Below are 12,996 nucleotides of genomic sequence, written 5' to 3' on the forward strand. Positions count from 1 at the left end.
CGATCACCTGTTCGAGAATGCCATCAACCCCGGTGGCGCAGGTTTTGATGCCCATGGTCGCAGCGCGTTTGAGGCCTTCGGATTCCGGGTCAATGCCCACCATCCAGACCGGTTCGATCCATTCGGAGCGTTGCATTTTCATCAGCAGGTCGGTGCCGATGTTACCTGGGCCAATAATGACCGCTTTGAGTTTTTTACTCATCTGAATACCTTCTGGTTCTTGTGCTTAGATGGTTATCATCGCACCGGCGTTAAGAGGGGAATGGTTGTCTGCATACAGGCTGGCGATCAGATCCTTACGGGTGTCCAGTAACTTGCGCTGATTCAGGTTGCCCTTGTCGGTGACTTCACCCAGATCAAGCGAAGGTGCCTGATCAGCCAACACGACTTTGGCAATACGCTGGGATGAGCCCTTGGCCTGGGCATTCACAGCGTCCAGGGCCGCGACAAAGGCTTGCTGCAAGGGTGGATTGGCCAGCAAGTCCGCCGCTGTCATCTGCCCACTGCTATCTCCACCGAGTTGGTAAATACCCGGACTCGGAAAAACCACCAGGCCGATATAATCCTGATCGTGACCAGTAATCAGGGCATCCGACACCAGTCCGTCAAAGGCTTCCACCACGCGTTTGCGCATGGTTGCAACACACACCCAGGTGCCGGTGGATAATTTAAAATCCTCCGACACCCGACCGTCGAACAGCACGCCCGCCGACGGGTTGGTCGGGTCAGCCAAACGACCGGCATCACCAATTTTGTAGAAGCCATCCAGATCGAAACTGTCAATCGTCTTCTCACGATCGTGCAAATATTCCTTGAACACATTCGGGCCTTTGACCCGCAGCTCCAACTTGCTGCCGTTGGGAACAAACTTAAGTGCCACACCGGGCATGGGTATACCAATATTACCCGCCTTATCGAGGCGCCAATTGACATTGGTATTGGCTGGGGCCGTCTCTGTCGAACCCCACTCGGTTGAAAACAGAGGATCCTTGCCCTGTTCTGCAGCCAATGCTTTCAGAGCCTTCCAAACCGGTTCAGACAAGGACGCGGCGGCATAAAACACCAGTTGCAGGTTTGCAAAAAAGGCGCTTGCCAGGGACTTGTCCTGCTGCAACATCGGCAGCAGCGCTTCGTAGCCTTTGGGGACGTTAAAAAACAGCGTGGGTTTGATCTCGCGAATATTGGCGACGGTTTTTTCCACCATGCCGGGCATCGGGCGGCCGTCATCAATGTAGAGTGAGCCGCCATTACGCAAGACCAGATTAAAATTGTGATTGGTACCGAAGGTATGACTCCAGGGTAGCCAGTCGAGTACGACCGGCGGCGTGGCTTCAACAAAGGGATAACACTGGGCAATCATCTGCTGGTTGGAGCACATCATGCGCTGGGTCACCACAACGATTTTGGGGTGTCCGGTGGAGCCTGAGGTCAGCATGTATTTGGCTGGCGTTTCAGGGTTAATCTCAGCAAAGCGCTCATCGACCAGCGCGGTTACCTGGGCATCTGCCAGTGTGGCCAGCAACATCACGGGTTGTTGCACGTCTGCCAGCGCCTCAAGACCGGATGACACCACCACTTGATGATCCCCCTTCAAAGACGCCAGCGGTTGGGCAAATGTCTGCCCCTGCTCTGCGAAAATCAGTCCTGGCGTCAAACGCTCAACGGCGGCGACCAAGCGGTCGTATTTGCCCGCAAACATCGAATAGGCGACCGATAAGGAAGTAACCGGCACACCGACATGCATGGCTGCCATCTTGATCAGGGCATGGTCAATCGAGTTGCCCGACAGAATTAATACCGGTCGCTGTGGCGACAAGCCCAGCGTCAGCATCCCTTGGGCCAGCTGCCGTACCTGATCACGAAAGGCCTGATAGGTCAGGGTTCGCCACCCTTCAGCCTCTGGATTCGCCAACCGCAGAGGCTCACCAACCAGAATCGCATCCGGGGTCTGTTGCGCCCATTTTTCCAGCCAGTCACCGACACAACGCGCATATGGCAACAGCGCCATATCCGATTCCATGATAATGACACCCTGGTCATCAGTGCTGACCGATGCCAACGGTGTTGGCAGTTGTTCAAACACGGATTGAGTACCCATAAAACACCTCATTTATTGTTATATGCGGACAACAGGAGGGCAGCAGGAAATATATCGGGCATTTGAATATGAATCACTGTCATTACAAACGCCGTCGTTTCTGAATCTGCCCAACAGGCAAACGCTCCCCGACCACCATAACTGGTTGGATATCGGAGGCTTATCCCTGATCCGATGTTGCTGTTTTACCGGATTATTATTGACTGCCAATCACCCGGTTTATATATCGGCCATTTATGACTGCAAACAGCTCGTTATTGTTATCTTCGCCTGCGCTACATTTATAAACATCACCACCAAAGCGTGATGGCTTAGATCGCCGTCACGGCAATGGACTCCAGCCCCTTGAAATCAAACTGCAGGGTTTGTCCGGCAACCACAGGTACCATCGGAGCCAATGCCCCTGACAATACCAACTGGCCCCGACGAATCGGCCGTCCCAGGGATACCATTTTGCGTACCAGCCACTGGGTAGCGTACAGCGGATTCCCCAGACAAGCGGCCCCCCGTCCAGCGACGTTGACGCCCTCACCCCGAATAACGATTTCCAGCTCGGCAAAATCAACGCCATCGGGTGAATATCGGCTATCGCCAGGAATATACAAACCGGATGAGGCGTTATCGGCAACCGTATCGATCAGGGTGATTTTCCAGTCGGCAATCGCCGAATCCACGACTTCCACAACCGGAAAGAAATAATCAATGGCGGATTTCAATTCAGTGAGGGTGATATCGGCATGTTCTATATCGCGATTAAAAACAAAACCGATTTCACCTTCGGCTTTGGCCGCGATCAAGCGGGAGCTATCCAGCGGCTGATCCTTACGGACTTCCATACTGGCAAACACCAGACCGAAGTCCGGTTCACTGACCCCCAGTTGTTGCTGCACTGCGACCGACGTCAGGCCCACCTTGTAACCCACGATCCGTTCACCCCGAAGCAGCCGTTGTTCACTGATCAGGGTCTGGATGGCGTAGGCATCTTCAACGCTGAGGCCGTGGTAACGGGCTGTAATCGGAGCCACAGGCTGACAGTCAAGACGAGCCGTCAGCAGCTCATCCGCAATTGCTTTCAGATCCAAAGACACATTATTTCTCCAGGATGATTCAGGAAAACGACGCCAGTAACTGGCGAGTTTCTGCTACGGCGGTATCAAACTCGGCCACCAGGCTATTCACAATCTCGGCGGTGGTTTCTTTGGCGCGGATATTCCCGACCCCATGGCCAGCCGACCAGACGTCTTTCCAGGCTTTGTTGGCAGTGGAAATATTGCCGGAGAAATCAATACCGGCCTTGTTTTCAGACGCCGGATCAATACCCGCTTGTTCCAGGCTCTGGCGCATCCAGTTGGCCTTGACGCCACTGACGGCTTTGGTTTCGATGACGTCATCCATCACCGCCGCTACCAGCATGTCGCGGTAGCCTTCTGCCACCAGACTTTCGCGGGCACCAATAAAGCGAGTACCGGACAAAACAAAATCAGCACCTGCCACCCGCATGGCCAGCAAGTCGCGACCGGTGGAGATACAACCGGCTATGCCCAGCGGGCCATCCCAGAACTGGCGTACTTCGGCAATAAAGGCTAACGGGTTATAGGTACCGGTGTGGCCACCCGCGCCATTGGTCACCAGGATCAAAGCATCCACCCCTGCGGCAGCGGCCTTGCGCGCCATGGCCGGGGTAATCACGTCGGCAATCACCTTGCCGCCGTAGGATTTCACCGTATCCAGAATCCGTGCCGGAGACCCCAACGCCGTCGAAACAATGGCAGGCTGATAACGTTTGACCAGCTCCACCTCGGCCTCAAAACGGTCGTAGGTTTTGTGCACAATCATGTTAAACAGCCAGGGCAACTGACGCGGGCTAAGCTGTTCGTGAATTTGACCCATCCAGGCATCAAGCGCCTCGACGGTACGGGCGTTAGCGGCTGGCAAGCTGCCAACAACGCCGTTCTGCGAAGCCGCTATTGCCAATTCTGGCGACGACACCAGAAACATCGGCGCGACAATTAATGGCAATCGCAGCCCGGTGGATTCATTATCAAACAGATTCATAGCGCTACCCTTGTCATTTTATTGTTATTTGACGATTGTTATTTAACGGCCCAGCCGCCATCACTGTGAATGATGTTACCGGTTGTAAAGGGTGACAGCTCATTGCTGGCCATTACCAGATACAGGTGAGCATGGTCTTTGGGGGCTGCAATCCGCTTGAGTGGTACGGCATTGGCTGCAGCCTCCTGGAACCCCTTGATGCTGTTTAATGGCTGTGCCCGATCGGAAACCCCTTCGACCGAAGCCAAACTGGTATCTGTTGCGCCCGGAGACACACCGTTAACACGAATATCCGGGGCCAATTCATGTCCCAACTGCTTGATGATACCGACCACCGCATGCTTGCTGGCGACGTACAGTACGCCACCACCACCCGGATAAAAACCGGAGTTGGATACCGTCAGCACCACCGATCCACGGGTTTTCTTTAACTCCGGGGCAGCAGCCTTGACGCCATTGATGTAGCCCAGCACATTGACCCGGAAAATGCGGTCGAAGGTATCGCTCAGGGTCGTATCATCGAGCTTGTGTAACGGCGTGAAATAATCAAACAGTGCGGCGTTGCCGATAAAGCTGTCGATCTTGCCAAACCGCTCGACCGCCAGACGCACCAGCGTCTGGTTATCGGCCAACGACGACACATCCCCTTGCAGCGTGAGAATGTCGGGCGACACCTCCGCTTGCAGGGTTGCCAGCTTGTCGGCGTTGATATCCATCACTGCCACACTGGCACCCTGCTCCAGCATGTATTCAACAACACCACGACCAATGCCATCGGCCCCGCCCGTCACCAGTACTACTTTCGACTGCATGAGTTTCATCGCTACTTCCCAGACTAGATAAAGGTATTGATGTTTTTGCAGTTCAGCGTCGCGTTCGGCATCAGAATCAGGCGCTTTTTCAGTTTCAGCTGGCCGTCCATATCGGCCCAGGTATCGTAACGGCGGCCGCTGAACACATACTCTTCGTCCAGACCACGGGAGCGAATACTCTGGAAGGTGGAATAGACCACGTACTCCCCGGCCGTTGCGCCACGAAAGGCTTCGATACCAGCAACGATATGCACGTTGCGGGTGGCCGGGTTTTCGGCCCAGGCCGACGGCTGCTGAAAACGGGCAACACGACGTTTAAGGTCGCGCATGGCATCGTCAAACAGCGCCATATGCTGGGAATCAAAGAAACCGTGTTCCAGTGGATTTTCACGACGGCGGTTTTCCATGCCCGGCATCCAGTAATGGATTTCCGGGTGCAACATGGCCAGCCAGTCGTCAAAGCGTTCTTCATCCAACAGACGGTATTCACGCGCCAGCAACATGCTGATGTTATGGAATTCGTCTGGAGATACCGGGGTAAAATCGTCACTTTGATAAAACATCACTTTGCCTCCTTGAGTGAGCACCGCTCAGCCGCAGCTCCGGCTTCGACACGACCGACATTACGATTGGGGACATCGTTCCAGCTTGGCGCTTTCAGCAAATCACTCCAGAACTGGTAAAAAGCGCGGGAGTTGGCTTCATTCAGCTGGCCGCTGTAAACGTTGGCGGGCAGATCGGTTTCTTGCAGCAACGATTCCTGACCCAGGCCGACGTACAGATCCTGCTTGGCGGTTACCTTGCCACGAGCAGTCTTGGTGCAATATTCCCAGTTTTCGCCGTCGTCCATTTCGAACACGCCGGTGGGCGAGAAGGTCATCATCGCGCCCTTACGCCATTTTTCCTTGATCTCTTCCGGAGCCGACTTGTTCACCAGCACCCAGGTGTAAAGTTCGATCTTGTTCGGCCCGCGAGGCTGCCACACCCGAATGGTGTTTTGCCCCGGCAGGAAGGAAAAATTCGGGAAAATCGTCGCCGACGATACCGAGCCGATCATATTGGAACGGAAGTCACCCAAGCGCTCAGCCACCGATGGCTTGATGGTGTGGAGGTATTTATTGAGCGCACTTTCGCCCAAAACGGCTACGTTGCCAACGGTATCCATGGCGAATTCGTAACCATGGCCATGCCAGTTTACTGAGTAGGATTCATCAAAATCCGACACCTTGGCAACCGCACCACCCAGCATGGCACGGGCAGCGGAATCGTGTGTCCAACCGGCATGCAGGATGTCGCCAACAAAGTTTTCGGCGGCAATTTTCCAGTTACAGTCCATGGTGGAACGAATACAGCCACCGACAAATTCAGTACCACCTTCCTGGTTATCGAACAAGGCGTCGAAATACCAGGCCATCGGGCCAAGATACTCTTTCAGCGACGGTGCGTCGGCATCGAAATTGGCAAACAGCAGTCCCTTATAGCTGTCGATCAGGGCAACTTCTCGCAGCCCCCATTTCGAGGCATCAAAGTGGCTGTTTTCGTAAATGCCAGATTCATGCTGGCCAATCAGGTTACCGGCAATATCAAACGACCAGCCGTGATAGTTACAGATAAAACCGCGCGCATTACCGGATTCGGAAAAACACACCTTGTTGCCACGATGCGGGCAAGCGTTGATAAAGGCGCGGTGGCTGCCGTCTTTCTGACGCACCACAATCACGTCATCTTCGCCCATGGTGGTGGCAATATAATCCCCGGCCTTTTTGAACTGGGATTCGTGTGCCACAAACAACCAGCAACGGGCAAAAACTTTTTCCAACTCTTGCTCGTAAATATCCTGTCGGTGAAAGATTTCACCGGAAATACGGGCATTGGGGATGTCGCAGAAACGATCCACATCACTCAGTGCTGTGGTAACGTCGACGGTTTTTATCATTGTAGTCATATCGGTAACCTCTCAGCCTTTCGCTATTACGTCAGGTTGCTGTTCAGTTGTTTCAATAAGGGCGTACAAGGCATCGCCCTCCTGTTTGACCGGATAGGTTTTGATGTTGATTTCGCAAGGAAACCCGCGAGCCTCGCCAGTCGGAATATGGAACGTGCCCCAGTGCACCGGGCACACAATCAGGTCATCTTCAATATCGCCTGCCGCCAGCGACGCCGTAGCATGGCTGCATAAGTCCGCCGTGGCGTAAAACTGGCCGCCGAGGTTGTACACGGCGATATCGCCGTGTTCCGCGTTATCGACCTTGCGGACTGCGTTGTCGGGCAGCTCACCGACCTGGCAAAGAAAAATCTGTTTCATACGATATCCGCTGTTTGGTTCAGTGCTTTTTCAATTCAATAAAGCCCAACCCGGTGACCCACTCAGGGACTGGTTGGTATTCAATCAGGCTGGTGCTATCGGCATTCACCGCTGCCATGGCGCAGACAAAGTTGCGCAGTTCCATCGCACCGTTGCCGCCATGTTCCAGAATGTGCTCGTCACTCAAGGCCATGATGGCGTTGATATTGAGTGAACAGCAGTGATCCAGAACCATGTGATCGAAGGTTTCATTCACCCGGCCAGACTCTTTGGTGCCGACCCAATGGCTAATGCCACCACTGCCAATCACCGCGACCCGCTCGTCACCGTCAAAGGCTTCAACCGCAGCAGTTATTTGCTGACCCAGCTGTTGGGCACGCTGCATGGTCAGAAACGGATCAACGGCACTGGCCAGATACACAGGAATGGCCTGGATTGGCTTACCCCGGATCTCCGCCGCCCGCTGGACGATTTTCTGAAACGGAATCGAAAACGAATGATCGGTCGAAAACGACCGCGCCACCGCCCAGTCAAAGCCGTTGGCATGACCATGAGCAGCGATATGCGTCGCCAGCGCTTCGTGATTAGGCACCGGTTGACGCTTCAAACCCGGCAGCTGATCCAGCGGGCCATCGACATCCCCGGTCGCAATACAAAACTGCGGTAAACAGGTGGTGCCAAACAGCATGTAATGGTCGTTACCGACAATAATCACGGTGTCTACATCCTGCTCGGCCAGACGTTCGGCACAGGTATCAAAGGCCGCCCAAGCCTTGTCAGCGATTTCTTTGGCCGGTGCATCCGGTGCCACAAACATCACTGGGTCATGCGGCACCAGCAAACCACTTACTATTGTTGCCATGGTGTTTACCCCTTGATCGATGCGGAATACTGGCCGGTTGAGCCAAGCTTTTGGTTGTAGGTATGCATCGAACGGTCGGGAGACATCTCGATCCAGTAGCCCATGGTCAGCATGGGATTAACACCCATTTCCTGTAGCGCTTTGACATCGAAGGTCAGGATCTTCTCGACATCTGACTCATCCAGCACAAAGCGTGACAGGAACTTGTTCGGATCTTCCTTGAATTTCATTTTCGAAAAACGGTCCATCGACAAATTCCATAACACTCGTTCGATTACATCGCGTTTCATAAGCTGCTCCCTTACTCACCAACAAACAGGGTGACCATGCGGATGAACTTGGTGCGCTGTTCGGTCTGTACCCAGTGGCCACACTGACCAAATACAAACAGATCGGCATTGGGGATGTTCTGCACCAGACGAATACCGCATTCCAGTGGTACGACCTTGTCTTCACGGCCGTGTAATACCAGCGTCTGGGCAGTAATTTTTTGTAATGCCGGTTCCGGGAAGCCCTTCACCAGGGTCTCGCCTTCGTCGTTGGGCTTTGGCAACAACTTGCGCAGCGCTTCCTGAGCGCCTGGACGATTACTGGCTTCAAAACGGGACTGCACCAGTTCGTCAGTAATCAGCCCAGTGTTATAGGGGAACAGCTCCATCAGCTGGCGCATGTTGGCCACCGTTGGCTCATACAGCCAGGCACCGGCCAGACCCGGAGTCTGGACAAAGGTGCCCGCCGGAGTACCCAGTAACACCAGTTTGTTCAGCCGCGCCGGAGCAAATACACCCAGCCCGACACCCACAGCACCACCAAATGAATTACCCACCAGCGAGGCCTTGTCGATGCCCACAGCATCCATAAATTCGACCAGGTGATTGACCCAGAACTTGATGTCGTAGGTGGTGCCTTCCTTGAACTCGGTAAAGCCAAAACCGGCAATATCCGGCACATACACATGAAAGTGCTGGCCCAGTTCAGCCATCACACCACCCCAGTTGGTCCAGCCAGAAACACCAGGGCCAGAGCCATGTAACAACAACAGCGGCTCACCACTTCCACATTCAAAGTAAGCCGTCTGATGACCGGATGCCGTGACAAACTTGCGTTCTGATTCATTCATAAAACCACCTCAACATACACAACTGTATTTAAACAATACTCATACATACAGAAGTGTATGTCAAGTACAAAAATCATCCTGTAAGAACAACCATCGGTGCTGCCTGGGTACTAAGATCGACCAGCAAGTACCAGGATCGACCAGCAAGTACCAGGAGCGGCTAGCAAGCCCCGGCCCGACGACGCCTTAATGTTTCCGAGGGCAGCTCCCCCATGCATTCACGATACTGCTGGGCGAAGCGCCCAAGATTGGAAAAACCGTAATCGATGGCCACTTCCGTGACACTGCGTGACAGCGATGCCGACAGATCCCGGTAAGCGCACTCCATTTTCAGGCGGCGCAGATATTCACCCGGAGTCATGTCCAACTCCCGGCGAAACAGGTTGTACAGACTGCGGGAACTCAGGCAGCACTCTTGTGCCAGAGCGTCGATATCGAAGGTGTTTTTTATATTCCGGATCAGCCAGTCATGGGCCAGACGTAGCATCGGATGCTGAATCGACCGATGCAGATGAAAACTGGTCATGTTGCCCGGCCAGCCCTGCAGTACCAGGAAGTCACACAGGCGTACGTAATCATCAATGGCTTCTTCCTGAAATTGATAGCGCTGCAGTCGAAAAACGTCGTCCACCAGCGCCGCCAGACAACCAGCGTGCTCGGATGACACAATCGCATCGCCAGGCTGATAACGGCCACCGCGCCAGTACATGCCAAAACCCAGCACGGTTCGCATCAGCTTGGCCTCAGGTATCCGGAGCAGTTGCACTCTGGCCTGTTCATGGCACCACAGCGACACCGGCCTCCCGGCAGGAATCGCACGCATGCAACCCGCGCCCAGATATTCATCACCATCGCTAATGCCGCCACTCTGACAAATAACCAGCAGCAACTCACCGGGCAACACCCGGCCATGCACCGCGACAGGTTTGTGGCAGACCAGCTGCAGATATTCCCGCCCCCGCAGGGTTTTGCACTGCAATTCGGAGACGTGGGCGCTGCTATCAAACGCTACCCACTTACCCGCGATCCAAGCCGTGAGCTTGCTTTCCAACTCATGGTTGACAATAGGGTTAACATGCCCGCCGAATTCCCGGCGCAGTACACGCGGCACCGGTACTGGCAAAGCCCGAGTGCTGTGCATTTGCACACCCCAGTGTTCGCACGTCGTCTCTATTTCAGCACCAGGGTTCAAACTTGCCATGGTTACACCCCACACACAGTCAATCACTGCGTCATTATTATTTTTATTCACTAATTTGTGGTTCCCGGTGTTCAGCCAGACGTATCAGCAGATACATCAAGAATAGAGTACGGCCGCCCGACCATCAGAATACACAACTGTATTCTAACTTATTACCAACATACAGAAGTGTCAATCGATAATTACACGGCGGGCAGGCGCAGCAGGCCAGCGAGAAAGACAGCGGCTTGGCGATAAAGGCCAATATGACGTCGTCCGTGCCAGTGGCATATCCGCAGTAGAGCAGTCCTGAGTCCGACAGGCTCCTGGCCGTTATCCATTCAAAACCATCGGCTAACACCGGACTATCCAGCTGCTGCACGGCGCTAGCCAGAATCGGTCTTTGCCAGATTTATAAACGCCGCAACCCCGGCCGCTGCACACGGTTATTTTCCCGGTTCGATGAACTCTTGCCAGTAAACCGGCCACACGTATTCTTGACAGATAAATCGTGATCCCTTATTCCAGACAGTCGATAGATACCATTATCCAGCCACAGGGCAAGAGGTCTGATGAGCATTCTAATTCAACAACAGCAATCCATGAGCCACCAGCACGAATGGCTGCCGGTCACTGGCAGCGACACCCTGGTACTCATTTACCCGACCTGGGCTGGCATTGCTGACTTCGAACGACAAATCGCCACACGCCTGAATCAGCAGGGTTTCAGTGTCATGCTGGTTGATATTTTTGGCCAAGGTGTCGCCCTGAACAGCATGGAAGAGCGCCGTGCGGCCATGGCCACCTACCTGAACAATCGCCCACTGCTCAATCAGTCACTGCAAGCTTTTGCTGACTTCGCCCTTGAACAACCCGCTGCCAAAGACAAGCGTTTGATGGTAACCGGCTACTGTTTTGGTGGGCTGTGCGCCATGCTCAGCGCCTTGTTGCTGCCGACCATCGAAGCAGCGGCCAGCTTTCATGGACTGTTCAAAGTCCCGCTGGATCTGACACCAGCCAACCCCGCCGTGCGCCTGCTGATACTGAACGGCTATCGAGACCCTATGGTGCCGGAACACGAGGTACTGGCTTTTCAGCGACGTCTGGATACCCTCGATCTCGATTGGGTGATCATGCATTTTGGCAAGGCCATGCATTCATTTACTCTGCCCGCCGCCAATGCTCCCGATCATGGCAGCTGCTATGAACCCAAGGCGGCAGCACGGGCATGGCAAGCACTGCTGGCGTTTCTTGCCGAGTCGCGGGATTAAGCCGGGTAATTTATGACGCAGGTATTAACAATGACCTCCTTTTATTTGTTACATTATAACAAATAAAAAGAGGTTACCCATGAAACTAAATCGACACTACCTTGCCGGTATACTACTGACGACCACTGCCTCACTGGCTCAGGGAGTCCCTGCCCACCAGCACGGAGTCGCCACCCTGCAAGCCGTTTTATCATCCACAACGCTTCATATTGAACTGCGTTCGCCCTTGATGAATCTGGTCGGATTTGAAGGCCATGCCAATACCCCCGAGCAGCGACAGGCATTGGATAGTGTACGCCAGCGCTTTACCCAGGATGTGATTCAGTCAAGGCAGTGCCAATTGCAACACACCTCGATCGAATTGCCAGAGCAATCGCACGACCACGATCATGATGAACACACAGACCTGACCGTCTCTTGGGAGTTTTATTGCCCGGCGGCAGGTTCCGTCACACTGGATTCCCGACTGATCACGACGTTCCCCGGTATTGAAACCTTGCAGCTACTCTGGATAACGGATCAGCAACAGGGTGCAGATACTTTCGATCACGATCAGCCTATCCTGCTACCACGACGTTGAGCCTGTTCGCACCTCAGACGTCGGCTAACCGCTCTTATTGGTAATACGCTTCACGCTTTTCAACGGTGAGGGCGTATGCCGACTGGCCAAGGCCGTTGTCGTTTTCCTGTAAATGCAAAGTCCCTTCCAGCCAAACCGGATCGAAGATGGACTCCAGCACAAACGCATCATCCACCTGCGCATAAATAATCTGGTTCGGCGGCGGCGGTGGCACATGAATACAGGCACCAAAAAAGGGAACCAGAAAAAACTCGGTCACCCTTTGCTGATCATCAAAGTTGATTGGCACCACAAAACCCGGAATCCGTATACGCGCTCCGTCTAACTCCTGTCGCGTACGAGTGGATGTCAAGGCAGCCTGATAACGCTGCAGCCGGGCAGACTCTTCCATCGATATATCGGAGCTGAGCTGTCCATCCAGACTATTCGCCATGGTATCGGCATCCGATCCCTCCTCAATACTGTCGAGGAGTGCCGGGCGATCTTCCAGTGCCGCCAGATCGTCATCGGGAAGCAGATCGATCCAGTCAACTTCTCGGATTGCATGACGGCTGTTCTGACCCTCGCCGGTATCCGCAGTTGCCAGCGAGGAATCGGTGCAACCAGCAACCAGGAGCAATAACAGCAAACTGCCAGGTAAAAAGCCTTTATTCATAATCAGTACTCTGGAGTATCGAGGCCACTTTGTTGTTATAATATAACAAACCAGACAC

At 53.9% G+C, this 12,996-nt stretch carries 14 protein-coding genes and 1 pseudogene; 2 read left to right on the forward strand and 13 right to left on the reverse strand.

What is annotated here, in order from left to right; genetic code table 11:
• From WG929_RS19665 to WG929_RS19720, 12 genes and pseudogenes are all read right to left on the reverse strand, one after another.
• Nucleotides 1–202: pseudogene (locus tag WG929_RS19665) on the reverse strand (acetaldehyde dehydrogenase (acetylating)); the annotation flags it as partial.
• Between the two features lie 24 nt (nt 203–226).
• Nucleotides 227–2,098: a feruloyl-CoA synthase gene (locus tag WG929_RS19670; RefSeq protein WP_416207433.1), complete on the reverse strand. Its 1,872-nt coding sequence runs from the start codon at nt 2,096–2,098 to the stop codon at nt 227–229.
• A 311-nt stretch (nt 2,099–2,409) separates the two neighbouring features.
• A complete protein-coding gene (locus WG929_RS19675) occupies nt 2,410–3,186 on the reverse strand; it encodes a 2-keto-4-pentenoate hydratase (RefSeq protein WP_416207434.1) in 777 nt (258 codons plus the stop codon).
• A 19-nt stretch (nt 3,187–3,205) separates the two neighbouring features.
• Entirely contained in the window at nt 3,206–4,153 is a 948-nt protein-coding gene (locus WG929_RS19680; RefSeq protein ID WP_416207435.1) for an NAD(P)H-dependent flavin oxidoreductase, read from the reverse strand.
• 38 nt (nt 4,154–4,191) lie between these two features.
• A complete protein-coding gene (locus WG929_RS19685; protein WP_416207436.1) occupies nt 4,192–4,974 on the reverse strand; it encodes an SDR family NAD(P)-dependent oxidoreductase in 783 nt (260 codons plus the stop codon).
• Between the two features lie 14 nt (nt 4,975–4,988).
• Complete coding sequence (locus tag WG929_RS19690) at nt 4,989–5,528, reverse strand: 3-phenylpropionate/cinnamic acid dioxygenase subunit beta (RefSeq protein ID WP_416207459.1); 540 nt, start codon at nt 5,526–5,528, stop codon at nt 4,989–4,991.
• Entirely contained in the window at nt 5,528–6,910 is a 1,383-nt protein-coding gene (locus WG929_RS19695) for an aromatic ring-hydroxylating oxygenase subunit alpha (RefSeq protein WP_416207437.1), read from the reverse strand. Before WG929_RS19695 ends, WG929_RS19690 begins: the two co-directional genes overlap by 1 nt.
• 12 nt (nt 6,911–6,922) lie before the next feature.
• The gene (locus WG929_RS19700) at nt 6,923–7,270 is read right to left on the reverse strand and encodes a non-heme iron oxygenase ferredoxin subunit (protein ID WP_369856715.1); all 348 of its coding nucleotides are present in this window, start codon (nt 7,268–7,270) and stop codon (nt 6,923–6,925) included.
• Between the two features lie 19 nt (nt 7,271–7,289).
• On the reverse strand, nt 7,290–8,132 hold the full coding sequence (locus tag WG929_RS19705) for a DODA-type extradiol aromatic ring-opening family dioxygenase (RefSeq protein WP_416207438.1): 843 nt from the start codon (nt 8,130–8,132) through the stop codon (nt 7,290–7,292).
• Between the two features lie 5 nt (nt 8,133–8,137).
• A complete protein-coding gene (locus tag WG929_RS19710; protein WP_369856713.1) occupies nt 8,138–8,422 on the reverse strand; it encodes a hypothetical protein in 285 nt (94 codons plus the stop codon).
• A gap of 11 nt (nt 8,423–8,433) precedes the next feature.
• Complete coding sequence (locus WG929_RS19715) at nt 8,434–9,252, reverse strand: alpha/beta fold hydrolase (RefSeq protein WP_416207439.1); 819 nt, start codon at nt 9,250–9,252, stop codon at nt 8,434–8,436.
• Between the two features lie 160 nt (nt 9,253–9,412).
• Nucleotides 9,413–10,453, reverse strand: coding sequence for an AraC family transcriptional regulator (locus tag WG929_RS19720; protein ID WP_416207440.1), 1,041 nt, complete (start codon nt 10,451–10,453; stop codon nt 9,413–9,415).
• A gap of 551 nt (nt 10,454–11,004) precedes the next feature.
• Between WG929_RS19720 and WG929_RS19725 the strand changes: the two genes are divergently transcribed.
• Nucleotides 11,005–11,703, forward strand: a complete 699-nt coding sequence (locus tag WG929_RS19725; RefSeq protein ID WP_416207441.1) for a dienelactone hydrolase family protein — start codon at nt 11,005–11,007, stop codon at nt 11,701–11,703.
• 79 nt (nt 11,704–11,782) lie between these two features.
• On the forward strand, nt 11,783–12,283 hold the full coding sequence (locus WG929_RS19730) for a ZrgA family zinc uptake protein (RefSeq protein ID WP_416207442.1): 501 nt from the start codon (nt 11,783–11,785) through the stop codon (nt 12,281–12,283).
• Nucleotides 12,284–12,317: 34 nt separating this feature from the next.
• Here WG929_RS19730 and WG929_RS19735 read toward each other — a convergent pair whose 3' ends face one another.
• Nucleotides 12,318–12,938 carry a DUF3299 domain-containing protein gene (locus WG929_RS19735; RefSeq protein WP_416207443.1) on the reverse strand — a complete coding sequence of 207 codons (621 nt, stop codon included), beginning with the start codon at nt 12,936–12,938 and terminating at the stop codon, nt 12,318–12,320.
• Nucleotides 12,939–12,996 lie beyond the last annotated feature (58 nt).

The sequence above is a fragment of the Oceanobacter antarcticus genome (assembly GCF_044962685.1).
In the GTDB taxonomy this organism is placed as follows: domain Bacteria; phylum Pseudomonadota; class Gammaproteobacteria; order Pseudomonadales; family Oceanobacteraceae; genus Oceanobacter; species Oceanobacter antarcticus.

Coding starts and splice junctions, on each gene's coding strand:
- WG929_RS19670 (WP_416207433.1), bottom strand. CDS start 2,098: ATGGGTACTCAATCCGTGTTTGAACAACTGCCAACACCGTTGGCATCG.
- WG929_RS19680 (WP_416207435.1), bottom strand. CDS start 4,153: ATGAATCTGTTTGATAATGAATCCACCGGGCTGCGATTGCCATTAATT.
- WG929_RS19685 (WP_416207436.1), bottom strand. CDS start 4,974: ATGAAACTCATGCAGTCGAAAGTAGTACTGGTGACGGGCGGGGCCGAT.
- WG929_RS19690 (WP_416207459.1), bottom strand. CDS start 5,528: ATGTTTTATCAAAGTGACGATTTTACCCCGGTATCTCCAGACGAATTC.
- WG929_RS19695 (WP_416207437.1), bottom strand. CDS start 6,910: ATGACTACAATGATAAAAACCGTCGACGTTACCACAGCACTGAGTGAT.
- WG929_RS19700 (WP_369856715.1), bottom strand. CDS start 7,270: ATGAAACAGATTTTTCTTTGCCAGGTCGGTGAGCTGCCCGACAACGCA.
- WG929_RS19705 (WP_416207438.1), bottom strand. CDS start 8,132: ATGGCAACAATAGTAAGTGGTTTGCTGGTGCCGCATGACCCAGTGATG.
- WG929_RS19710 (WP_369856713.1), bottom strand. CDS start 8,422: ATGAAACGCGATGTAATCGAACGAGTGTTATGGAATTTGTCGATGGAC.
- WG929_RS19715 (WP_416207439.1), bottom strand. CDS start 9,252: ATGAATGAATCAGAACGCAAGTTTGTCACGGCATCCGGTCATCAGACG.
- WG929_RS19720 (WP_416207440.1), bottom strand. CDS start 10,453: ATGGCAAGTTTGAACCCTGGTGCTGAAATAGAGACGACGTGCGAACAC.
- WG929_RS19725 (WP_416207441.1), top strand. CDS start 11,005: ATGAGCATTCTAATTCAACAACAGCAATCCATGAGCCACCAGCACGAA.
- WG929_RS19730 (WP_416207442.1), top strand. CDS start 11,783: ATGAAACTAAATCGACACTACCTTGCCGGTATACTACTGACGACCACT.
- WG929_RS19735 (WP_416207443.1), bottom strand. CDS start 12,938: ATGAATAAAGGCTTTTTACCTGGCAGTTTGCTGTTATTGCTCCTGGTT.